General features: G+C 40.6%; 26 protein-coding genes and 3 pseudogenes. 10 read left to right on the top strand and 19 right to left on the bottom strand.

Annotation, left to right across the window (positions count from 1 at the left end; genetic code table 11):
- Positions 1-175 precede the first annotated feature (175 nt).
- Positions 176-1,126: a sigma-70 family RNA polymerase sigma factor gene (locus tag LC653_RS24045; RefSeq protein WP_229497243.1), complete on the top strand. Its 951-nt coding sequence runs from the start codon at positions 176-178 to the stop codon at positions 1,124-1,126.
- Between the two features lie 7 nt (positions 1,127-1,133).
- On the opposite strand, the gene LC653_RS24040 is transcribed toward LC653_RS24045, so the two are convergent.
- Positions 1,134-1,652, bottom strand: a complete 519-nt coding sequence (locus LC653_RS24040; protein ID WP_229497242.1) for a hypothetical protein — start codon at positions 1,650-1,652, stop codon at positions 1,134-1,136.
- A 131-nt stretch (positions 1,653-1,783) separates the two neighbouring features.
- Between LC653_RS24040 and LC653_RS24035 the strand changes: the two genes are divergently transcribed.
- The 4 genes from LC653_RS24035 to LC653_RS24020 all read left to right on the top strand — a co-directional run bounded on the left by LC653_RS24035 (position 1,784) and on the right by LC653_RS24020 (position 4,206).
- Positions 1,784-2,596 (top strand): ParA family protein, encoded by an 813-nt coding sequence (locus LC653_RS24035; RefSeq protein ID WP_229497241.1) that lies wholly within the window; start codon positions 1,784-1,786, stop codon positions 2,594-2,596.
- 2 nt (positions 2,597-2,598) lie between these two features.
- Positions 2,599-3,735 (top strand): ParB/RepB/Spo0J family partition protein, encoded by a 1,137-nt coding sequence (locus LC653_RS24030; protein ID WP_229497240.1) that lies wholly within the window; start codon positions 2,599-2,601, stop codon positions 3,733-3,735.
- Between the two features lie 112 nt (positions 3,736-3,847).
- Complete coding sequence (locus tag LC653_RS24025) at positions 3,848-4,099, top strand: hypothetical protein (RefSeq protein ID WP_229497239.1); 252 nt, start codon at positions 3,848-3,850, stop codon at positions 4,097-4,099.
- Positions 3,997-4,206: a hypothetical protein gene (locus tag LC653_RS24020; RefSeq protein ID WP_229497251.1), complete on the top strand. Its 210-nt coding sequence runs from the start codon at positions 3,997-3,999 to the stop codon at positions 4,204-4,206. The genes LC653_RS24025 and LC653_RS24020 overlap by 103 nt, the downstream gene beginning before the upstream one ends.
- A gap of 281 nt (positions 4,207-4,487) precedes the next feature.
- Here the strand turns inward: LC653_RS24020 and LC653_RS24015 are convergent, their stop codons facing one another.
- The 3 genes from LC653_RS24015 to LC653_RS24005 all read right to left on the bottom strand — a co-directional run bounded on the left by LC653_RS24015 (position 4,488) and on the right by LC653_RS24005 (position 6,344).
- Positions 4,488-5,111 carry a class I SAM-dependent methyltransferase gene (locus LC653_RS24015; RefSeq protein ID WP_229497238.1) on the bottom strand — a complete coding sequence of 208 codons (624 nt, stop codon included), beginning with the start codon at positions 5,109-5,111 and terminating at the stop codon, positions 4,488-4,490.
- 265 nt (positions 5,112-5,376) lie between these two features.
- Positions 5,377-5,745, bottom strand: coding sequence for a hypothetical protein (locus LC653_RS24010; protein ID WP_229497237.1), 369 nt, complete (start codon positions 5,743-5,745; stop codon positions 5,377-5,379).
- 365 nt (positions 5,746-6,110) lie between these two features.
- A complete protein-coding gene (locus LC653_RS24005; RefSeq protein ID WP_229497236.1) occupies positions 6,111-6,344 on the bottom strand; it encodes an EF-hand domain-containing protein in 234 nt (77 codons plus the stop codon).
- Positions 6,345-6,581: 237 nt separating this feature from the next.
- Between LC653_RS24005 and LC653_RS24000 the strand changes: the two genes are divergently transcribed.
- Positions 6,582-7,211, top strand: coding sequence for a Uma2 family endonuclease (locus LC653_RS24000; protein WP_229497235.1), 630 nt, complete (start codon positions 6,582-6,584; stop codon positions 7,209-7,211).
- 280 nt (positions 7,212-7,491) lie between these two features.
- On the opposite strand, the gene LC653_RS23995 is transcribed toward LC653_RS24000, so the two are convergent.
- Positions 7,492-7,809 (bottom strand): hypothetical protein, encoded by a 318-nt coding sequence (locus LC653_RS23995; protein ID WP_229497234.1) that lies wholly within the window; start codon positions 7,807-7,809, stop codon positions 7,492-7,494.
- Positions 7,810-7,933: 124 nt separating this feature from the next.
- On the opposite strand from LC653_RS23995, the pseudogene LC653_RS23990 reads away from it, so the two are divergent.
- Positions 7,934-8,038 (top strand): annotated as a pseudogene (locus LC653_RS23990) (NblA/ycf18 family protein); the annotation flags it as partial.
- Between the two features lie 457 nt (positions 8,039-8,495).
- Here the strand turns inward: LC653_RS23990 and LC653_RS23985 are convergent.
- The 11 genes from LC653_RS23985 to LC653_RS23935 all read right to left on the bottom strand — a co-directional run bounded on the left by LC653_RS23985 (position 8,496) and on the right by LC653_RS23935 (position 14,117).
- On the bottom strand, positions 8,496-8,969 hold the full coding sequence (locus LC653_RS23985; RefSeq protein ID WP_229497232.1) for a hypothetical protein: 474 nt from the start codon (positions 8,967-8,969) through the stop codon (positions 8,496-8,498).
- A 66-nt stretch (positions 8,970-9,035) separates the two neighbouring features.
- A complete protein-coding gene (locus LC653_RS23980; protein WP_229497231.1) occupies positions 9,036-9,635 on the bottom strand; it encodes an alpha-ketoglutarate-dependent dioxygenase AlkB family protein in 600 nt (199 codons plus the stop codon).
- 389 nt (positions 9,636-10,024) lie between these two features.
- Positions 10,025-10,822 (bottom strand): BRO family protein, encoded by a 798-nt coding sequence (locus tag LC653_RS23975; RefSeq protein ID WP_229497230.1) that lies wholly within the window; start codon positions 10,820-10,822, stop codon positions 10,025-10,027.
- Between the two features lie 21 nt (positions 10,823-10,843).
- A complete protein-coding gene (locus tag LC653_RS23970) occupies positions 10,844-11,302 on the bottom strand; it encodes a DUF1392 domain-containing protein (protein ID WP_229497229.1) in 459 nt (152 codons plus the stop codon).
- A complete protein-coding gene (locus LC653_RS23965) occupies positions 11,295-12,329 on the bottom strand; it encodes a DNA cytosine methyltransferase (RefSeq protein ID WP_229497228.1) in 1,035 nt (344 codons plus the stop codon). The genes LC653_RS23970 and LC653_RS23965 overlap by 8 nt, the downstream gene beginning before the upstream one ends.
- A complete protein-coding gene (locus LC653_RS23960; RefSeq protein ID WP_229490009.1) occupies positions 12,326-12,724 on the bottom strand; it encodes a helix-turn-helix domain-containing protein in 399 nt (132 codons plus the stop codon). The genes LC653_RS23965 and LC653_RS23960 overlap by 4 nt, the downstream gene beginning before the upstream one ends.
- On the bottom strand, positions 12,721-12,933 hold the full coding sequence (locus tag LC653_RS23955; RefSeq protein ID WP_229497227.1) for a hypothetical protein: 213 nt from the start codon (positions 12,931-12,933) through the stop codon (positions 12,721-12,723). The genes LC653_RS23960 and LC653_RS23955 overlap by 4 nt, the downstream gene beginning before the upstream one ends.
- The gene (locus LC653_RS23950; RefSeq protein ID WP_229497226.1) at positions 12,897-13,286 is read right to left on the bottom strand and encodes a hypothetical protein; all 390 of its coding nucleotides are present in this window, start codon (positions 13,284-13,286) and stop codon (positions 12,897-12,899) included. The genes LC653_RS23955 and LC653_RS23950 overlap by 37 nt, the downstream gene beginning before the upstream one ends.
- A gap of 25 nt (positions 13,287-13,311) precedes the next feature.
- Positions 13,312-13,512 (bottom strand): hypothetical protein, encoded by a 201-nt coding sequence (locus LC653_RS23945; RefSeq protein WP_229497225.1) that lies wholly within the window; start codon positions 13,510-13,512, stop codon positions 13,312-13,314.
- Positions 13,505-13,831, bottom strand: coding sequence for a hypothetical protein (locus LC653_RS23940; RefSeq protein ID WP_229497224.1), 327 nt, complete (start codon positions 13,829-13,831; stop codon positions 13,505-13,507). Before LC653_RS23940 ends, LC653_RS23945 begins: the two co-directional genes overlap by 8 nt.
- Positions 13,832-13,934: 103 nt before the next feature.
- The gene (locus LC653_RS23935) at positions 13,935-14,117 is read right to left on the bottom strand and encodes a hypothetical protein (RefSeq protein WP_229497223.1); all 183 of its coding nucleotides are present in this window, start codon (positions 14,115-14,117) and stop codon (positions 13,935-13,937) included.
- Between LC653_RS23935 and LC653_RS23930 the strand changes: the two genes are divergently transcribed.
- Positions 14,069-14,524 (top strand): ISAs1 family transposase, encoded by a 456-nt coding sequence (locus LC653_RS23930; protein WP_190735587.1) that lies wholly within the window; start codon positions 14,069-14,071, stop codon positions 14,522-14,524. The two genes, LC653_RS23935 and LC653_RS23930, sit on opposite strands and share 49 nt — an antisense overlap.
- Before the next feature lie 428 nt (positions 14,525-14,952).
- Complete coding sequence (locus LC653_RS23925; RefSeq protein ID WP_229497222.1) at positions 14,953-15,309, top strand: hypothetical protein; 357 nt, start codon at positions 14,953-14,955, stop codon at positions 15,307-15,309.
- A 454-nt stretch (positions 15,310-15,763) separates the two neighbouring features.
- On the opposite strand, the pseudogene LC653_RS23920 reads toward LC653_RS23925, so the two are convergent.
- Positions 15,764-16,255: pseudogene (locus LC653_RS23920) on the bottom strand (ISAs1 family transposase); the annotation flags it as partial.
- Positions 16,256-16,698: 443 nt separating this feature from the next.
- Between LC653_RS23920 and LC653_RS23915 the strand changes: the two are divergent.
- Positions 16,699-17,172 (top strand): annotated as a pseudogene (locus LC653_RS23915) (IS4 family transposase); the annotation flags it as partial.
- A gap of 105 nt (positions 17,173-17,277) precedes the next feature.
- On the opposite strand, the gene LC653_RS23910 reads toward LC653_RS23915, so the two are convergent.
- Together LC653_RS23910 and LC653_RS23905 are read right to left on the bottom strand one after the other, a co-directional pair.
- Positions 17,278-17,547: a hypothetical protein gene (locus LC653_RS23910; protein ID WP_229497221.1), complete on the bottom strand. Its 270-nt coding sequence runs from the start codon at positions 17,545-17,547 to the stop codon at positions 17,278-17,280.
- 258 nt (positions 17,548-17,805) lie between these two features.
- Positions 17,806-19,530 (bottom strand): tetratricopeptide repeat protein, encoded by a 1,725-nt coding sequence (locus tag LC653_RS23905; RefSeq protein WP_229497220.1) that lies wholly within the window; start codon positions 19,528-19,530, stop codon positions 17,806-17,808.
- Between the last annotated feature and the right edge of the window lie 5 nt (positions 19,531-19,535).

The raw sequence follows: 19,535 nt of genomic DNA, 5'->3' as shown, positions 1-19,535 counted from the left end.
GGTGTCAAAATCTTACAAAAGTCCTAAGCTATTGTTGGGGTATATATAGCACCCATATAGCCCCCAATAGGATTTTTTGAAATCTTTTTTATCAACGCAGCAGAAATTAATTTAGATCATCGTTGACTGTTTGATTTATACTCTACTGTCAAGGTCTAAATTAGCTTTACGTAAGATGGCAAGCTTTGGCTCTGATACACTTGGAATTTATCTACGAGAAATTGGTCGTATCGATAGGCTATTACCAGAGCAGGAAATTTTCTATGCAAGACTTGTAAGGTCTATGCTGGCAATTGAGCAGCAAAAAAATCTTCTCGTGCAACGGCTAAAGCGTTCTCCAAATGGATCTGAACTTTCTGCCGAGGTGAATAAAACAGAAGCAGAATTAACCCAAATCCTTGAACAAGGCCAACTGGCAAAACATTTAATGATTACTTCCAACCTCCGCTTAGTGGTTGCAGTCGCTAAAAAATATCGTTGGAGTAACCTAGAATTTTTGGATCTGATTCAAGAGGGAGCAATAGGTTTACAGAAAGCGGTAGAAAAATTTGAGCCAAATCGGGGCTATAAATTCTCTACTTATGCATACTGGTGGATTCGACAGGCTATTAGTAGAGCCGTTGCAGAACAATCCCACACTATTCGCCTACCCCATGATCTGACCAAAAGATTGCTCCAAATCAAAAAAACACACATTGAACTTTTTCAAAGCTTGGGAAGAACACCCACTATTATAGAAATCGCTGAAGCTGTTGACGCATCACCTAAACAAGTTTCCGAATGCCTAAACGCATTTCGTCCGCTAGTTTCTTTAGAGCTAGGAATTGGCGAGGAGCAAGAAAACCAACTCCAAGAGATATTACCTGACGAAAGAATCTCCGCACAAGAGTATGTTGCTCTAGAATGTCTCCGGTCAGATTTACAGGATTTATTAGATACGTTGAAGCCAAATCAACGTCTTGTCTTAATGTTACAGTTTGGATTAGAGGGCGAGGACAAGCTGACTGCAAAACAAGTTGCACAAAAACTCAATCTGAGTCATTCCAAGGTACGCTCTGCTCATGGACAAGGTATCAAAGCTTTACGACGTGAGCAAGACAAAATTAAAGATTATTTGGCCAGTTGAAAACTTTTTATCTCCAAGGAGAAGGAATCGCTGTTGTTGAAAGAACTTCTCCCGTACTCAGCCTAATCGCCGTTTGCTCACAGTCGGGGCACTTAACCTTAATTTGGATGATTGAAGGTCGCCCGTTATATTCTCCAACTACAGGCTCACCCGTAAATTCACAAAGTATGCCCTGTTGACAGTACCAACACTCAAATATAATCCGCCTCACTGCTTTGTCGCAGTCTAGAAATCTTACATGCTGAAACCGCTCTGAATATTCTGAGTTTTCAACACGGGGTTTAGAAGTTCGCTGTCCTTGGAATGGCTGCGACGAGTTATCAGCACTACTGCGATCGCACAGAAGAGTAATGTTAATCGCCTCCTGTGCATCTTGGGTCAACTCTATTGGCTCATCAGTTACATTTAGTGACTCTCCTTCTGACTGATTAGCTGCGGGGATCTGTTCTGGTTTTGAACTTGGGTATTTGAGCTTTGGTTGTTGTGGTTTGGGTGGTCGTTTGGTAGATTTCATGATGCCTGCCATAAAACCTTCTTTAATAAACTATCTTAAATGGAAGACACAATAAAAAAGACTTGTATTTATTTGGATCATATATTGATATATGATCTCAGCGTCATAATATATGATTCGGAAATAGCACTCAAAGTGAAGCCATGCAAATTCGACTAGCTGTGATTAGCAACGCTGGAGGCAGTGGTAAGACTACACTTTCAGTTCATTTAGCTTACGACCTAGCAAAACGCAAGTACAATGTAGCCCTACTAGACCTCGACCCACAAGGATCATTAACATTATTCTGTGGTTTGAATCCACCAGAACCAGAACAGACTTTAGCAGGAGTTCTTAAAGATAAATTTGACGGTGTTTGGCCATTAACTCCTTGCTGGAGGCAGTACACCAATAATGTTGTCGTATGCCAAGGGGGAATGGTATTAACCCAAACAGCAGATGAACTTGTGTTACATAAAAGAGGAGCCTACCTTTTAGCCGACTGTTTAACAGATTATCCACTAGCACACGACGTAGTTATTTTTGATTGCCCGGCTACTCTTGGGCCTTTACCTTTAATGGCTCTAGCCGCTTGTACACATATTATTATCCCTGTACAGCTAGAACCCAAATCAATTCAAGGAGCGGCACATTTATTGGAATGGTACTACTATCATTGCAAATACTTGCGTTTAAACCCAACTCCAGAAATTTTAGGATTTGTTCCCAATCAATATGATGTTCGCAGAAGTACTCATAGACAGATGCTTGCAGGATTACCTGAACAGTTGCAACACATGAAGATTCGAGCATTTCCAGCAATCCGTGATAGCGCAGAATTTGTCAATGCCAGTGGTCAAGGTTTACCATTGCATATTTACCGTCCTAGTCATCCTGCTAAAGATGATTTTAAAGAAACTACTTCTCATATTGTGAATTTAATTGGAAAACCTAAGACAACTAAAAAGACAAAATAATTATGTGCGCTCGTAACACTCCTAATCTGACAAATTATTTTTCAGGTGCGAAGCAATCTCAGCAATTATCTGAAGCAGAGGAAGAAATACAGCAATTAAGAGCAGAGATTGAAGAACTTCGTGACAAAAATTCTGGCGAGTTGGAAACACAATTGGAAGAGTTGCGAACACAACTTCAGTCACAAATAGGTATTTTGTCAATTCCTATTGAGCAAATAGAGCCAAATATAGAACAACCTAGACAAACATTTTTAACTGAAAGTCTTGAATCTATGTCTCGCTCTTTAACTAGTGATGGACAGTTACAACCAGTTATTCTGATTCAAAGGGAGAATCATCTATTAATTTTTGACGGAGAGCGACGCTGGCGCAGTGCTAAAGCTTTAGGTTGGCAAACCTTGTCAGCAGTTATTATTCCAGAACCAACTGGTTTACATCGTAAAGCACTACTAACTTCTCTACATCGAGAAGACCTTAATCCTTTGGATAAAGCCGAGGCGATCGCGCGTGAATTGTCTACAATTACTGGATTAGAACTTCAAGATATTCCGCGTATTCTTTCAACAGTAGTTCGACGTTTGAATAGTCAAAAGCGTATAACATCGCTGGTGGATTTAATAACAGCAGATGCAAAAAAACAAGAAAAAGAACTAGAGTCTTTAGATTTAAGCGACTCAGAACAAGCAATCTTAAGTCTACTCTTAGATTTACAGCTAAATCCTGCTTCTATCGATGCCAATATTTTTCCGATGCTATCTTTAGTAGAAGACCTAAAACTTGCCATAAGAGCAGGACTTAAAGGTGTTCATGCAATGGCTCTACAAAAACTTTCCGCAAAAAATTTGGGATTGACTGAACAAAAAGCAAAATCTATTAGGGAAGAGACCACGCACAAAGTAATAGTAGAAAAGTTGTCTGTTGTTGCTACTCGAAAATTAGTAGCTGAAGTAATAGCATCTGAGTCCGAGGTAGCAGTAACCAAAAATACGAAGAAAAAAGCAGTATCCCAAGCATCTAGTCGTTTGCAACAACTCTCTTTAGAGTTACTCAAGCAAGCTAACCCTGCTGAATTAATAGAATTACAGGAAGTCTTACGTCACAAATTAGTAGAAATTGAAAAAGTACTAAAACAAAATTAAAGATCGGTCGCTACCCTCTGCTAACTAATTGTCACTGTTTTAGTAATTAGATGCACGAATATATTGATGCTTAGAAATTATCCTTAAAAATAGAACACCCATTACAGATCCGATGCCCAGCAAAATTATTGAAGTCAAAGAGTACACCGTCAGAGCGCACAAACGGGAAATTCACACTCGCGTTTTCAACTTCGTATGTAAGCAGTGTGAGCAACCCACCCAAAGAGAAACTTTTGGTGTCCGACCTCTATATTGCGAGAAATGCCGTCCGCCACAACCTCCCAAGCAATCGAAAATAGTCCCTATAGGCAAGAGGAAACCCAGAGCTATGAACTACAAGAGTGGGAAGGATATAGCTGGGTGATTTTTTGCCTTAAGGTTAAGAGCGATCGCCAACGGCGGGCGGTTACGCCATCGCACTTTGTGAGTGAAGCAGTGCGCTCATTCGCCCAACCTAACTCAAACTGGTAAAAAGTAACTCTAATGTTTAGGAGTCATTCAGGAGGTGCAAACTGTTTTTTGCAGGGGGCAGGGGGAGTCAAGAGAAAATTTTATGTCTTATGTTTGCTCAGTCCGTTAAAGAATTACTTTAATTTATGGTTTTGACAATTAAGAGTATTTGATTTTATTAGTGAGTCGCAATATGTTGAAGATGTATCTACGGTTTTCGCATTCAAAGCAAATTTTCACCAAGAAATGATGATCTGATTATTTTTGTCTGTGGCACGGTTGATCAAAATTTGCTGTAAGATTCACTTTTTGAATAAGAACGATACAAGTCTGGGTGGTTTATTTTGATCTTGCTCATGCCACCACTCGTTGAAACCCTCAAGCCGGAAACCAAAATTTTTGGCTGCCTGATAAAAATCTGATAGGTGATGTATAAATGCTGGGATTTCAATCACTTCTTGATTTCTTTGAAAATTAGCTTGTGTGCCTCGATACTGTCTGAATGGATGAAGTTCACAAATGAAAAAGTATCCTCCTGGAACGAGTACACGGGAGGCTTCTGAAAAAATTTTTGACAAATCTTTGATGTGTTCTAAAACGAGATTACAGGTGATTAAATCAATAGACTCGTTGCTGCAAATCCATTGGTTTGTAATGTCTGCGGTAATGAACGTCACGTTGACTGAATTTACTTTCTCTTTCGCCTTCTCGATCATGGCTGCTGAAAAATCAACTGCATAGACTGTTTGGGCAATTTGTGATAAGAGCAAAGTATTTTTGCCTGTGCCACAGCCAATTTCAACGACTGATTTACATCTCAAACGCATTAAGGTTTCTTTAGTAACGATTTGATCCAGATCGCGCGTCAGGTTTTGATCAGCATCATAGGTGGTTGACCAATTATCGTATGCGGCTTGAACACTCATATTGACTCAGAAATGGCTACATTTTGGTGAGTAGAGTTATCCTACATTTACTTATTATGCAAAATATTCCTATTAAGCTTACGAGCTTACGTGTAACTGCGATGGATGGGCTTGGTACCTCAGCCCATCCCAATACGGTTCAGTTAAAAAATTTATCCGTTGAGGTAGGCAGGGGGAGCAGGGGATGCTGGCGTTGCAGGGAGGGAGAAAAAAGCTTATCTGAACCGTATTGCAGCCCATCCTACGGCGCTTGAGTGCAAACGTCTTATTTCTGTTTGCAGGTTGCGGTAAGTTCTACATTGTAGAAAGTCCCTGGTTTGGGATTAATTGAACGCAACTGCTGGATAAAAGTATTAAATGTTGTATTGCTTGTGCCGAAGCCAGCTTCAGCACAAGCAGATAAACCTCCTTCGATGGGAATAGATCCGGTACTGGGACTATATACAATGAATTTATCAACAGTGCCAGTGCCAACCCCAAACCCAATAATCTGACGAACTGTTCTCAAAGCTCCATTATCTAAGGCACCACCAATACTGCCAATACTGATATTAACCGCACGACTTTCAGCCACAGCCGGCGCACTAATCGATAATACTGCCCCAACAATCATCAAACAGGTGAACTTCAACATTATCCTCGACTCCAACAAATTGAAAAACTAATAATTAGGTTTCAACATGATTACTTCAGCATTAGGTCTTTCCTTTTCTGAAGAATGTTAATTTCTTAAAAATTCTTTATAAAATCGCCTTTGCAGACAGACCCCTGGCTGTCTAATCAGTATTTAAAGTATTTAAGGGCTTGAGACTCAAGCCACTGTGGGGCATCGACAAGCAGTTGAGCAAACTTTCAATCGCAAAAAGCCAGCCTTTCACCTCCAAGGTCATCCATCGGGGCTAGCGAGTCACTAATGACCATGAAAATTGCTTTTCCCTCAAAGCGTGGGCGCTTTGAGGGATTTTGGGTATTGATATTTGGTATTGGGTTTTTTGACAGCTAGGTTAAATTATCTGCTTTCTCAACGGCTTCCTTTAACTCTTCAAAGGTAATACTACCGTCTTCGTCTGAATCATACCGTGCTAGTAACTCCTGGGGGCTACTAGTCTTTGTTTCTGATGAGATGATTGCACTTAAGCTAGGACTTAAAAAAAGCTCATTGATGGAGACTTTGCCGTCTTGATCGCGATCTAAGTTATTAAAAAGAGATTGAAGCTCTTGCTGGGTTGTCATAAGTTTCTATCTGAAGTAGTTTTTCAACTTAATATCTCATTAATCTTTGATTAATCTCTCAAAATTAAATAAACTTGTTTCAATTGACGTAGAAACGGCGATCGCTGGGGCTGAGATCGGGTGTACGCTGTGGGTTACAGGGTTTACACGAGGACTCAGCCTTCAAAGGGAGCATCATCGCTTCGTTAGCATAATAAAAAGGATAAATGAACAGTAAAAATAAATCCAGTAACTTTTATGAGTCAAACACAATCGGAACTAAAGCTACTGACCTTCGATGAATTTATCGAATGGTATCCAGAAAACTCAGAAGTAGGTTATGAATTACATGATGGGGTGATTGTGGAGATGCCAAAGCCTAAAGGGGAGCATTCTGATTTAGCTGGTTTTTTGATTGAAGAATTAGTGATCACAATTAGAGAGATGGGTAAGCGCGGTATCTGGACTATACCAAAAGAATCCATTATTAAACCATACCGAGACAAATCAGGGTACGAACCGGATATTATTGTTTTAAATCAAGAAACTATCGATACTGAAACGCGCTGGAAGAAAGAATCAGTTATCCATAATGCTAGTTCGGTCAAACTAATAGTTGAAGTAGTGTCAACCAACTGGCAGGATGATTACTACGATAAGCTTCGTGACTATGAAGCTATGGGTATACCTGAATATTGGATTGTGGATTATGCAGCGTTGGGTGGACGTGTATTTATTGGTAGTCCCAAAGTTCCTACTATTTTTGTCTGTGAACTTATTGATGGTGAATATCAAATGACACCCTTTAGAGAAACAAACCTTATAGTGTCTCCTACTTTTTGTCAGTTGAATCTAACCGCACAACAAATTTTTGACTCGGTGATGTGAACTTTTTAAACTCCAAAAAATTGTCAATGCAAGATTTTTAACAGTTTCGTATTAGTGAAAACCAGTTCAAATCTTATAACGAAGCATCGAGATGGTTAGCCAAATTAACAAGAATCGAAAAACCTGATTTCTCTTTAGTTAGAATATTATTTACTTGCCCAGAAAAGTAATAAACGCAGCTATAGGACTCATATTTGATTTCTGAAAAACCAAATTGGCTAGAAGCTTGCCATACAAAGGTTTGTTTCTCAGTATACTTAGCAAGATTCAAGTATGATTGCTATATGAGACACTTCCTTGGGAGGAACTGACCTTTTAGCGATCGCTTTCTGTACCCAACTTTCTCACGCCATCCACTCAGTCCACTGCGGCGCATCTGACACCAGTTGAGCAAATTTGTCATCTCCACATTCTCAAACTCCAGCATCACGCCACAACACTCACCACTCTTGCCCAAAGTATTGCCCATCTTCTCCAACAGGGATCGCCAGCCGCAAGCAGAGGTTAAAAATGCTTTTAAAACCTCAAAGTAAGAAACATTAGAACTTGGGTTGCCACAATGGAGTGATATCAAGGTTTTCAGCAGCAGATACGGCATTTATAACTTACGCCGGTACGGTTTACACCCTTTGATTTTTGTAAAGCTATCGTAACATTTATTTATATAAAGCAATATTTGCTTAACTTAGCAAACTCAAATAAAAGAGTAGGTAATAAAAGCGATGAATCAACCCATTGAATTATCTTTAGAACAAGAATTTAGCCTTAGAACATTTGCTGACGTTGTGAAGCAGATGTCAAGTCCACTTGCCCACCATGCACTATTAATGTGAGCGTATCGTCTCAAGTCTCCTTCTCTTAGCCGCCCATCGTTTCGTCTGGCAGTTTGGGGCAGGGCGTATAAAAGGTATTCGTAGATTTCATCCCCACTTAAAGAGCGGACATTCAGAGCAGTGAGTTTGGGGTCAACGGCGGAATTAACAACCCATTCATGCCAGTGGTTAGGAGCTAGCTGATGATTCGGATTTTGATGTGCATCAATTATATTCATATCCCCTCGATGTATAGACGCATGGATAAGTTAGCGGTATATGGTCATACCGCTAATCAATGTTGGTTACGCAGACACGGGTTAAAGAAGCGTGGTTTTCAGTTCAGGAATCAACAAAGCTGTAGTGATTAGCTCTAAATCTGATTTACTAGTACATCTGAACTAAGGAAGTAAATATAATAAACCATTTTGTCAAGTTCGGTTGAAACTGAAAACAGAGTTTTTTGGTAGTGTTAGCCCTTAGTTATTGGTTCTTTTTGTATGTTTTGAGTTGTATGTTGTTTATTTCTGGGTGAGTGCCGGAGAAAGTCTTTAATTACAACCTTGGAAAGAGTTGCTATAACTGTGACTGACACTATGGTTTCATCAGGCGATAACAGCATTAGTAGGTCTACTTCCGGGTCTAGTTTTCGGATTCTATAAGCGAGTTGCTTGTTTTTTGTAGCAAGAAGCTTGTAATCCTTCCAACTATCACAATTAATTACAACGGCCAAGCCAGAAATGATTTTGAAGGGATTAACTTGCCATGCCCCACTGTTTCGTCGCAAGAATCTTGCTGCTTCTAAAACACTTCGTAACTTGCCCGACTCAAATGAAAAGACAAAATTTCTAATCCAATAAGAGAGTTTTTCCATCTCGGTTTGAGGTCTGAGACTGGAGTTGCTAGAATTCGGTTCTAATAGACGATGACGTTTTGCTTTGACCATGATTTGACTCCTTTTTAATTACTGAAAATGAATCGAATTGCTATAAAGGCGAACAAGGCGAAGGCGTTATCTACCGCCTCCGGTGTGCGGTCGAAATGTGAGATTAATTCGCGTACTAACCACTTTGTTGGTCTTGGGAACTTGATGCAGATGTGTCGATTGACAACCTGGGTGCATCACAAGTAAACTCCCGTGTTCCAGCCAGAAATCCGTTGGTCTGCCACCGATGGGTTTAATTTGAAACTTGCGACATGACCCCAGGCTTATGGAAGCGATCGCAGGGTTAAATCCCATCGATGGCTCTTTGTCTGCGTGCCAACCGATGCTGTCCTGTCCACTGCGGTACTGATTGCCGATAACGATGCGGAACTTGTAGCCAGTTAGCGCAGTGATTCTGTCCCGCAATTTAGCCAGATTGTCTGTCCAAGTCAGCGGTTTCAAAAATACGCTGTTGGAGTAGAGGTAATCACATCCGTAGTCCCCGTAAATACATTCAAGGCGAGGAACGGGCATTGTTTTACCCGCGATTCTTATCTGATTCTGCTGCCACTTCAAGTTCAAGCAGTGCTGGTAGAGTTGATTGGCTTGTTCAAGACTTAGGAAATCGGGATAGTAACTGACTGGTAAAACTGGGGTTGATTCAGCGAATAAATTGAGTTGTTGCATGGTAATTTTCTACAAGTAAAAAATGTGTAACTCAAGGAATTACTGTTAGTTTTGGTTAGTGGAGAATACTTCACGTTTATTGAGATACCTGCTCCCAATACTCAATAACAAAATCATGGGCTTGCTGTAAAACTTGGGGGAGTAAAAATAACGGGATTTCCCAAGCCGCAATAACGCTACCAGCAAAACATTCTGCTCTTTTCAACCCGAATACATTCTGGTAAATTGCTCTTCTTAAACTTGAGTGAATGATCTTCGTTTTCTGGTAGCTGAACAAAAAAATAATCATCGTGCATGATAGAAGCTTCAAGTCCATATTTTTCTGCCAAGGTTTTTCGTAAAGTGTTCATAATGAAAGGTTGATAAACTACATTCGTCTGTGCAAAAAATCAATGGGATATGACCTTAACAATGTCGGGCAACCACCGCAATTGAAAAACAGTTTGGTTTGAAGATTTGGCGACTGCGGGAACCATCCGCCCCCATTGCTTGCCTGATTCAGTAGGACGATAGGGAATTTTCTTGTCATTTGTTCTGTATTGCAGTCCCGAATTTAGTAAGCAGTGGTTAACAGCCCGTGCAGACATTCCTACTACCTCACCGATTTGTGTTGGGTTGAGAAATGCATCTTCTGCGGTATTAGTGGAAGCGATCGCAGTCTTTAGTTCATCTGCTGCTGGCTTAAGTGCGGGGTTAACTTTAGTGGCAGCATTAACTGCTAACTGGGCGGTGAGAGATTTTTCTAATCCAGCAAATTCCCCCAACATCATTGCTAACTGTGCGGCTTCGTGAGCAATGGTTGTTTTGGGTTGGTAGTTTTGAAAAGTTTCTGCTTGGTGGGTTTTGATAGCGAAATAACTTTGGGCTGCTGCAATTTCTGGTTTTCGTGGATCTCCGTTCATTGCTACCAAATAACAGGCATAGCGAGAAAGGCGATAGTCACTGGGTACATTTCTTGTATAAAGCCCAGCGTCGGTAAAGTGATTTTGTACTGAGGAGCCAGTGTTTTGACAACCAATTTTGGCTCGGTCGATAGTATCTACAAAACGCTCCCACTTTTTATAACCAAGCAGTTCCATCAACTCTCTAGCTAGCCAGTGTTCATTGCCGTTGTCGTCTAAGTGACGAATTGTGTTAAACGGGCTGCTGTTATGATTGCTTTGGTGACTTATCAAGTTAGATATCATAATCGTCTCCTTCAAAACTGCTTAAACATTTACTCGCACCAAACTTTTCTCACCAACTAATGAGAAGCGATTAGATATAGTTAGAGGTGGAGTTAAAGTTGGTGACATCAATTCAACAATGTAAAACCAAGAATTATGCACCAGTGCAATTCCCAGAATCAGCCGTTGTTTTGTCCCCTTGTCGTGAGAACAGAGGATCACTCTTTCACCTAGAACGAAAGCAGGTTTTTGCACACTGATGGCTTCTAATTCTCCAGTCTGGATGATTTGGTTTTGTGTGGCGTGAAGTATTTCATTACGGCAATCAATTGAATAAATCCAACATTCGTGTTTCCACTGAATACCGCAGCAATAGCCGAATGTTCTCGTGGTTCGGAGGTATACTCTTTCCAGTAAATTAATTGCAACAGGTGGAATAGTTTGCCCCCAAGGAGGAGAAAGATACCAACTCGTTTCAAAAGCAGTAATTAACTCAATCATGTATTTTCTGTTGTTGAGATAAAATTCTTTTCAGACGTTCAAAAATTAGTGCAGCGCATTGGGGGACAATGGCATTGCCCAGAGCCATCAACTGCTGTTTGTGTTGTCTTCTAATGGCTTGGTATTCTGCCCAGAGTTGGCGATATTCTGCAAGCTCTTGTTGCGTAAGCGCTGCAACTTCTCTACTAGTGAGCCGACTGAAGCTGGGGATTGTGGCAGCACACAGCCATCTGTCAAGGTCTGACTGTTGCATGAGATATCTACCCAACCGTTGGGAAAGCCCATTATGGCGCTGACAAAAAGTGGATTGAGAGAACGATTTGGAGTGCTGCCCACCTCGTAAGCAAGGTTTCTGCCCCCTTTTGTTGGTTTTCTGTAATTGTTGTTGGCATCTATCAAGGTTTGTGTAGGCATCATCACCGCCGCCGACAGATGCAGTGTTTGTCCCGCTTTGTGTGTACTGGTTCCAGGATGTATGCCGTCTTGAGCTTTGGGAGTCGGTAGCAATAATCCAAACTCTTTCTCGTTTATGAATGGCCCCCACTTGGTTCGCCGAAAGCACTCCCCACTGCACATCGAACCCCATCTGGGCAAACTCCCAGAGTACACCACGGAAAAATCCACTTCCCTCAGCAGTAAGCAATCCGGGTACGTTTTCCACAATTGCCCATCTTGGTCGAACTTGGCGAAGGATTCTAAAGAATTCACCGAACAGGTTGCGTTCATCTTGGGATGCAAGACGTTTTCCGGCGAGGCTAAAGGGAGGGCAAGGGAGTCCGGCGATGATACCGTCAACTTCTCTAACTCCGACTCCGGCCAAAGACTCAGTTGTAATATCATGGATATCTGGGATAATTGGAATATTTGGGAATCTGAGATTAAGCAGTTGTTGGCAGTACTGATTAATCTCGCAAAAAGCTACAGTTTCAAAACCACCACTAATCAAGTGACCGAGGGTGAAGCCACCAATACCGGAGCAGAGATCAATAACTTTTTGAGTTTCCAGGGGAGTGATTTGGTCAATCATGCTCGTCTCCCTAACAAGTAATTAATTGCTTCTGGATCAAGAGAGGTAATACGTTTTTTAATTGATTGAGGTGGATGGTCAAGAAACTGCTTAAGATGCCATTTCCGAATCTGATAATGTCTAGCAGAACGTTTTGTAGCTTTAAGCCATCCTCGTTTTACCCATCTTGTAACAGTTGAGAAATTCAATTGAAGAACTTGAGCAATTTCCTGGCAGCTATAATTATCAAGCGTGGGGCGTGCTGAATAACCTAAGCTATTTAACTTCAGATAAATTGCAATTGGTGTGCGTTGGTATCCTCTTTTTTTGAAGATTGAAGCTATTTGTTTGACTGTATAGACTTCAGCCTTAGCTTCGATAATTGCTAGTTCTTCATCACTCCATTTGGTATTCATAATGTCACCTCTGATAAAGAGATAGAATTAGTGTCAGCTTGTTCTTGTACAATCCGAGCGCTGATAGATTCAAACTCCACCTGAGCTATATTCAAATCAATCAGCATCTCACCACTGTTGTAGAGGTCTGTAATGTACTGTTTGATTGCTGAGTCCGACAGTCCATAAGGTACTAAACAGAAGTTTCTCGATTGCGGTCTAGCTCCCATTGGAGATAAGTCAGTGCAGTTTGAGCATCGGCAATGTTTAAATCAGGTTGATATCCCTCGTTCAGTAGTTGTTTGTAGTCTGGGTGTATAGCAATTTCGGATATCAGGGTTTGGGCTTGTTCAATTAATTGGTGGAGATGTGGGTTAGACATTTCAATGCCAAGCCTTGAACATAAATCCTCCGCTTTCACACCGAATGTTCCTGGCTCAATTTCTGTGGCTAACTCTTCAAGGAGGGATTGAAAATTAGGGTGTTCATCGTTAATTTCAATCTCAAATAAATCTGCACTCTTTGTAACGACAGTTGCCCAATCAGGTAAAGTTTGTGGAATGGTTTTCGCGTAAAGTTTCATGATTGTGTCCTCTGGGATTAATAACCTAAAAATCCTCGGCAATCTCCAACAAAAAGCCGCGTCCCGTGTTCTGTACTTGCACCAGTTCTCTATCTAGCAGGGTTTGAATGACTGAATCGGAAAATTGAAATTGCAGCCGATGTAATGGAACACAACCGCCGCAAAGCTGAAGTAAACGCAGCAAATGATTGGCTCTACGTTCAAAGTTGTCTGTAGAATTAGCCATTGGTGCTACCTCCAGTGATGGCGAATAACTGTTGTTGCAGAATTGCTATTTGACTTTGATAAAACTCAATCTCTGCGCGTATCTGTGAAAATAATTCCTGTGGGGAGAGCGGTTGAATTTGAGACTCCTGGAAGTGAAACAATTCATCAGAGTTTTTATTAGGCATCAGCGCATAGCGCCAACCATCACCGAATTGTTCAGCCAACTCTGTACCATTTGGGTAGTAATAAAGCCCCAGAATGATGCCGTCTTTAGTACGCTGCTGTAAAGCAAAGCGAGGATAGCCCCAGTGTTGGGGAATCGATATTGTGGGTTGCATATTGATTGGTGAATGAAGGGATTATTGAGGGGAAGGGGGAAAGGGTAAAGGGGAAGGGAATTAAAAAATTTCCCTTTACCTTTTCCCAGGCGAAGCCTAAGACTTACGCTGTGACTAACTCTGCTCTCTCCAGCAGCCGTTGCAATTTATCGCCAGTTAGCTGTTCTAAAGGTTGATCTAAAAAGTATTCATCAAAAATGGATTTGCCATCAGTAGACACGTTCACCATCGACAGCGATCGCAGCAGGGAACAAAGGATTTTTAGCAATTGGAGACTGGATTTCAAGCTACCGTGAGCCGTTGATTGAACTTTTTCAACCGCCAAAAAATAGACTACCATCTTATAGCACTGTACGTCGTGCCTTATTACACGTAGATTACGAAGATTATTCCGTATGTCTGAGCAAATTCTTTAATGTACAACCAAATACTGGAGAAACTGTTGGGTTAGATGGTAAAGTCCTCAAGGGTTCATATCAGATTGAAAATGATAACCCTAACTCGGATTCGCATCCAGCGATTATGTTAGTTAGTTCTTATATTGTTGAGCGAGGCTTAATTTTAGAGCCATTTCAAGTTGATGCCAAAACTAATGAAATTAAAGCTTTACCTGAGTTGATTTCCAAACTGGCTCTCAACGGGGTTATCTTTGCTTTTGATGCTATTAATACTCAAAAAAAACTTGTGAGTTAATTATAAATAGTGGGAATGATTATATTGCCGCCTTAAAAGGCAATCAGCTTAATTTATTCAAAGATGTCAAAACAAATTTCACGCCAGAATTGGCTTATGAGCAGATAAATAAAGGGCATGGTCGAATCGAAAAGCGTCATGTCAGTATTTGTAAAAATCTCGATGGTATTCGTCCTTGGCCTGGACTTACCACTTTGATTAAAGTCAAATCAGAGCGTCAGGTTTTCACACACAATGTGATTGAAATGAAGAAGGGGAAGGGGAAGGGGGAAGGGGAAGGGGAAAGGGAACCCCATATTTAAAAATAGGGGTTTCAAATATGGACCGGAGTTTCGGAGGCTCCGGCTCCGCGCTGATTTTTATTGCACTACGTGTCTTAAAAATCTTCTTTTAATATTCTCCATATTTAAAAATAGGGGCTTTATACCGTGTGGGGAAAAGTTTTAACTTTAATTCCTTTACCCCTTCCCCTTCCCCTTTTCCCCTTTTTGGTAACTAATGAAACCCGCTATTATATTTCATCTTTAAGTGAAACGGCGCAAGCCTTTGCTGAACGTATCAGAGGATATTGGGGTGTTGAGAATAAAGTCCACTATGTTCGAGACGTTACTCAAGGCGAAGATAAATCTAGAATTCGCACTACCCCTCTTCCTCAAATTTTTGCGCTTGCTCGCAATTTTTCACTTAATTTATATCGCAGTAATATGTTTGAAAATATGGCACAAGCTCAACGTTTATGTTCTTTTGGATTAGACGCACTCAAGCAACTTTTTAGAATGAAATAGCCCTGGTTGTTAGGGAGTTTCATTACCTCGATGACATCGTTTTCGACTCTTAAATTTTGAGCGAGACTTCTTTACAACTCTGGGATTTACTCTGTGTTGTGGGGGTGGTATTTTTTGGTCACTAATCTCTTCAATTAACCAACTAAAAAAAATTTTTACTTCTAATAAAGGAGCTTGTTGAAATTGAGGAATGGCACGTCAGGGCAAACGCATCTTATTTACTAATAAAAACTAAGGGAGATTCCAAAATGACATAGATAATTGTAAAAATTGATGGAATGATAAATAAAATAAATCAAATGTTCTTAAAAACATGAATTAGCTTATCTTCAACTGAATGACTAATCATCAATACTAAAATAATTCAATTAGGAGCTACATAAAAATATATTTACTTAGAGACTAAATAAAACTTTTATGTAATAATATTAAAATCAAGTTTTGATGTAATATTTTAAGCTAATGCTAAAATATTTAGTAAATAGTTATTATCCATCGCCGCGAGAAACTGTTTATTTTTGATTCCACGCTTAACACGCTTCTCTTGAGTTAAAAGATTGACCGCAATATGTCTAAGAATTGCAAAATTTTGTGGAGCATTATCTTTTCTTATCCGACAGTCATCTTCTCTCAAAGCGACATCTAATACCCAATGCAATGAATTTTCAACTCCCCAATGACTGCGAATAGAATTACCAAACTGTTCAGCATTATCTTCAAGGCTACTAATAAAATAACGAGTTTCAACCGTTGTTTCACCATTTAACGAGCGAACGGATTCTACCATTCCAACACTATTAAAGTTTGACCAAACTGAATCTGGGTTAAGCCGAGATTCAATTTGAGATAACATTACGTAATTGCGGATTTCATGACGACCATGCCCTGTTTCTTCTGTTTTATATGGGTCTTCTATTCCCAAAAAATGGTCAGCAATTGTGATTTTCGGCAAGATCGCTTCATCTTAGGAGCTGGGAGAACGTAATTCTTCTTTCTGATAAATGTGAGAATACCACGTTCAATGAAGGGCAGCCGTCCTGACTTTTTACGCCATCTGTAAAAGTCACTTTGATCAGTTAGCGATGGCGTAACCGCCCTTCCCGGTGGCGAGCGCATAAATTGAGTTTTTCTTTGTGCTGATCTTCTCGTGATTCCTAGTCATTAATCTAAAACTATTGAGAATCAGACTGTGAGAAAACCTACGCTAGAAGAGTGGAGAACTGACCGTGAAAGTTCAGGCAGCCGTCGGCTGCCTCTAACTCCCCCCTCGTAATGATTATCACTTTTATAATGAGTGAGATTTAATTTCCTCAAAACCTTATGTAGTTTGAGTCTTGGTGTATTTCACCCTGATTCAGGCTTGTCAATATTTAGATGCGTTTGCCCTGGCTTCTAGCTCAAGAGTATCACCAGAGATGGGAAGCAGAGAATACGTTAGATGAATTAAAAGTTCATCTTAACGGTCGCAAAACTCCTATTCGCTCCAAGAACCCTCGTGAGGTGATTCAAGAAATTTATGGCTGGTTATTAGGATATTATTGCATACGTGCCACCATGTTTCACAGTGCAACAATAGGCGGAATTTCACCTTTACGTTTAAGTTTTACTGGAAGTTTAAAAGTAATTCGACGTGCCATTCCACAATTTCAACAGAACATAGATGATTCCACTAATTTCAATATATATTTTAGCTGGTTAATTTCGGAAATATTAGACTTAGAAATCCCACCACCACAAAGCAGAACTAATCCGAGAGTAGTCAAGAAGACTCGCTCAAAGTATAAGAGTAAAAAACGAAGTCATAGAAATAATAGTACTCTCCGACAACAACTATCCTTTGAAGTTTTTAAAAAGGCAAGTTAAATACATCCATTTGGGCGATGCAGTAAATTATTCATCCTCAATTTATAGTTCAACAGGTTTTAAATATTCTGAGCAATTGACAATTAATTTTTTTTGAGAGTGCCTTCAGGTATAAGCAACTTTTTTAGCAATTTTTGTTCTCGTAAAATAAACGCGAACAAATAATTCTTTACTCCACCACCTATTTTCCCTTAACCGAGCAGTATTGGAAGTTTTCGGTCTACTGACATTTTCTTTGAAACTGGGCTTTAAACCCAGAACTAAAGTTTTAATTGATACTCTTAGCCTTCTGCCCTCTGCCTTCTGCCTTCCCCCAGCCAAGATCACCAAAAGTTGCCAAGAACCCATAATGTTGCCGCAGTTAATTGGAAGCATAAGCAAGCTATTCCGGCAATATTATCCTTCCACCGACACTTATAGTCTGAAAGTCATTCACCGCAGTACTTTCAGGCTATCTTGCCCCTGGTGACAGCTTCGCTATATCTACGCCAAAATAGAAAACTTGGAAAAGGCTATGTAAAAATACAGATTTTAGATAAAAATCCACTTAGACAGGTATTCGTCACAGAGCGATCGCAGAACTTTTCGGTCTACTGAAATTGATTCATCAAGGCAACTAGCTTTGACAAATATTCAATTTTTTAATTTTGGATTTGCGGCTGGTAGCGGCTTCTTTTTTTGTTGCAACTTGTGCATGACAAACTCTTTGTTTTGCTGCGCGACAATATTGTTACCGTCAATTTTTAAAGCAGCATTAAAAGCCGCGATCGCATCAACGTCATTGTTTAATTTCATTAAAGCATAGCCTTTACCTACCAAGACACTAGGATCGTTTTCTTTGATAGCATTTGCCCGATTATAAGCTGTCAGCGCTTCTTGATAGCGTTTCAACTGCGATAAAACCACACCTCGATTATACCATGCCTGAAATAGATCCGGACTGATACTAACAGCACGATCGCTAGAAGCCAGGGCTTCAGGTTGTCGTCCTAAATACCACAGTACGACGCTGCGGTTTGCCCAGATATCTGCCAGGGTAAGGTTATCACCTGACTTCGCCTCGCCTGCCAGCGCCCGATCATAAGCCGCTAAGGCCAATGGATACTGTTTTAAAGTTCTGAGGATTCTGGCTCTATTGAACCAACCCTGAGAGTAGTTAGGATTTAGTTTTATAGCGCGATCACTAGAAGCCAGGGCATCTTGAAATCTACCCAAATACCACAGTACGACGCTGCGATTGTTCCAAGCTTCGGCATAATCAGTTTTTAAGCCGATTGCCCGTTCAATTGAAGCTAGGGCTTCTTCGTATTTGCCATTGCCAATTAGCGCATTCCCTCTCTGGTTCCAGGCAATAGCCGGGGTGAAATCCCCCCAGTTGCCATCGCCAAGCAGCGCTTTATCACAGGCAGCGAGGGCATCTTTATAATTGCCGACCCGATTTAAGGCTGTACACTGATTGGCTAAAGCTAGAGAGTAATCCGGTTTAATTTTTAATGCCCACTCATAAGATGAAAGTGCTTGTTCGTACTTTCCTAAAATCCCCAGCACATAACCATCTTCTGCCCAGGTAGGGGCATCGTCAATTTTAATGGCGATCGCTTGGTTGTATGAGGCAAGGGCGGCTTCATACTTGCTTAACTTTCTGAGTGCCAATCCTTTGTTGTACCAAGCCAGTGCTGGTGTGGCTTTGTCCCAATTTTTGTCGATTTTCAGCGCCAACTCGCAAGCTGCGATCGCTTGTTCGTATTTACCTAATTTAGAGAAAGCTTGGCAACGGCTAGTCATGGCTAAAGAAAAATCGGGATTAACGCCAAGGGCGCGATCATAAGCCGTGATCGCTTCTTCATATTTACCCGATTTTTCTAATGCTGCACCCTTGAGATACCAACCTAACGCTGCTGTTTCTTTGCCCCAATTGCCATCTCCTTGCAGGGCGCGATCGCAAGCTGCGATCGCTTCTTCATATTTACCCAATCCAGAAAAAGCTTGGCAACGGTAAACCCAAGCTAATGAATAATCAGCTTTGAAATTAATCGCCGTATTGGCAGAAACAATTGCTTCAGGGTACTTGCCTAAATTCAGTAGTGGTTCAATCCGCGCCGTCCAAATTTTGGGATTTTTGGGATTCAATATGAGGGCGCGATCGCAAGCTGCGATTGCATCGGTATATTTGTTTTCACTGCCAAGCAAATCACACAAACTCACCCAGTAATCAAAGTCTTTTAACTCCTCTTGAGCTAATACCGATTCATTGTGACAAAAATTAACAGCTAAAACAGACAAGAGGCAAAATAAAAAAGCCTTACCTTTGGTCTTTTCTTTAGTTATAGTAATAATCAATTTCAATATATTTTTCATTATCT

This window comes from Nostoc mirabile CHAB5784 (assembly GCF_020829645.1).
Taxonomy (GTDB): domain Bacteria; phylum Cyanobacteriota; class Cyanobacteriia; order Cyanobacteriales; family Nostocaceae; genus Nostoc; species Nostoc mirabile.
The sequence above is the reverse complement of the archived record's forward strand: the minus strand, read 5'-3'. Positions and strand labels throughout refer to the sequence as shown.

Excerpts from the sequence above, each read along its gene's own strand:
- LC653_RS24045 (WP_229497243.1), top strand. The coding sequence starts at position 176 with ATGGCAAGCTTTGGCTCTGATACACTTGGAATTTATCTACGAGAAATT.
- LC653_RS24040 (WP_229497242.1), bottom strand. The coding sequence starts at position 1,652 with ATGGCAGGCATCATGAAATCTACCAAACGACCACCCAAACCACAACAA.
- LC653_RS24035 (WP_229497241.1), top strand. The coding sequence starts at position 1,784 with ATGCAAATTCGACTAGCTGTGATTAGCAACGCTGGAGGCAGTGGTAAG.
- LC653_RS24030 (WP_229497240.1), top strand. The coding sequence starts at position 2,599 with ATGTGCGCTCGTAACACTCCTAATCTGACAAATTATTTTTCAGGTGCG.
- LC653_RS24025 (WP_229497239.1), top strand. The coding sequence starts at position 3,848 with ATGCCCAGCAAAATTATTGAAGTCAAAGAGTACACCGTCAGAGCGCAC.
- LC653_RS24020 (WP_229497251.1), top strand. The coding sequence starts at position 3,997 with ATGCCGTCCGCCACAACCTCCCAAGCAATCGAAAATAGTCCCTATAGG.
- LC653_RS24015 (WP_229497238.1), bottom strand. The coding sequence starts at position 5,111 with ATGAGTGTTCAAGCCGCATACGATAATTGGTCAACCACCTATGATGCT.
- LC653_RS24010 (WP_229497237.1), bottom strand. The coding sequence starts at position 5,745 with ATGTTGAAGTTCACCTGTTTGATGATTGTTGGGGCAGTATTATCGATT.
- LC653_RS24005 (WP_229497236.1), bottom strand. The coding sequence starts at position 6,344 with ATGACAACCCAGCAAGAGCTTCAATCTCTTTTTAATAACTTAGATCGC.
- LC653_RS24000 (WP_229497235.1), top strand. The coding sequence starts at position 6,582 with ATGAGTCAAACACAATCGGAACTAAAGCTACTGACCTTCGATGAATTT.
- LC653_RS23995 (WP_229497234.1), bottom strand. The coding sequence starts at position 7,809 with ATGCCGTATCTGCTGCTGAAAACCTTGATATCACTCCATTGTGGCAAC.
- LC653_RS23985 (WP_229497232.1), bottom strand. The coding sequence starts at position 8,969 with ATGGTCAAAGCAAAACGTCATCGTCTATTAGAACCGAATTCTAGCAAC.
- LC653_RS23980 (WP_229497231.1), bottom strand. The coding sequence starts at position 9,635 with ATGCAACAACTCAATTTATTCGCTGAATCAACCCCAGTTTTACCAGTC.
- LC653_RS23975 (WP_229497230.1), bottom strand. The coding sequence starts at position 10,822 with ATGATATCTAACTTGATAAGTCACCAAAGCAATCATAACAGCAGCCCG.
- LC653_RS23970 (WP_229497229.1), bottom strand. The coding sequence starts at position 11,302 with ATGATTGAGTTAATTACTGCTTTTGAAACGAGTTGGTATCTTTCTCCT.
- LC653_RS23965 (WP_229497228.1), bottom strand. The coding sequence starts at position 12,329 with ATGATTGACCAAATCACTCCCCTGGAAACTCAAAAAGTTATTGATCTC.
- LC653_RS23960 (WP_229490009.1), bottom strand. The coding sequence starts at position 12,724 with ATGAATACCAAATGGAGTGATGAAGAACTAGCAATTATCGAAGCTAAG.
- LC653_RS23955 (WP_229497227.1), bottom strand. The coding sequence starts at position 12,933 with ATGGGAGCTAGACCGCAATCGAGAAACTTCTGTTTAGTACCTTATGGA.
- LC653_RS23950 (WP_229497226.1), bottom strand. The coding sequence starts at position 13,286 with ATGAAACTTTACGCGAAAACCATTCCACAAACTTTACCTGATTGGGCA.
- LC653_RS23945 (WP_229497225.1), bottom strand. The coding sequence starts at position 13,512 with ATGGCTAATTCTACAGACAACTTTGAACGTAGAGCCAATCATTTGCTG.
- LC653_RS23940 (WP_229497224.1), bottom strand. The coding sequence starts at position 13,831 with ATGCAACCCACAATATCGATTCCCCAACACTGGGGCTATCCTCGCTTT.
- LC653_RS23910 (WP_229497221.1), bottom strand. The coding sequence starts at position 17,547 with ATGCTTCCAATTAACTGCGGCAACATTATGGGTTCTTGGCAACTTTTG.
- LC653_RS23905 (WP_229497220.1), bottom strand. The coding sequence starts at position 19,530 with ATGAAAAATATATTGAAATTGATTATTACTATAACTAAAGAAAAGACC.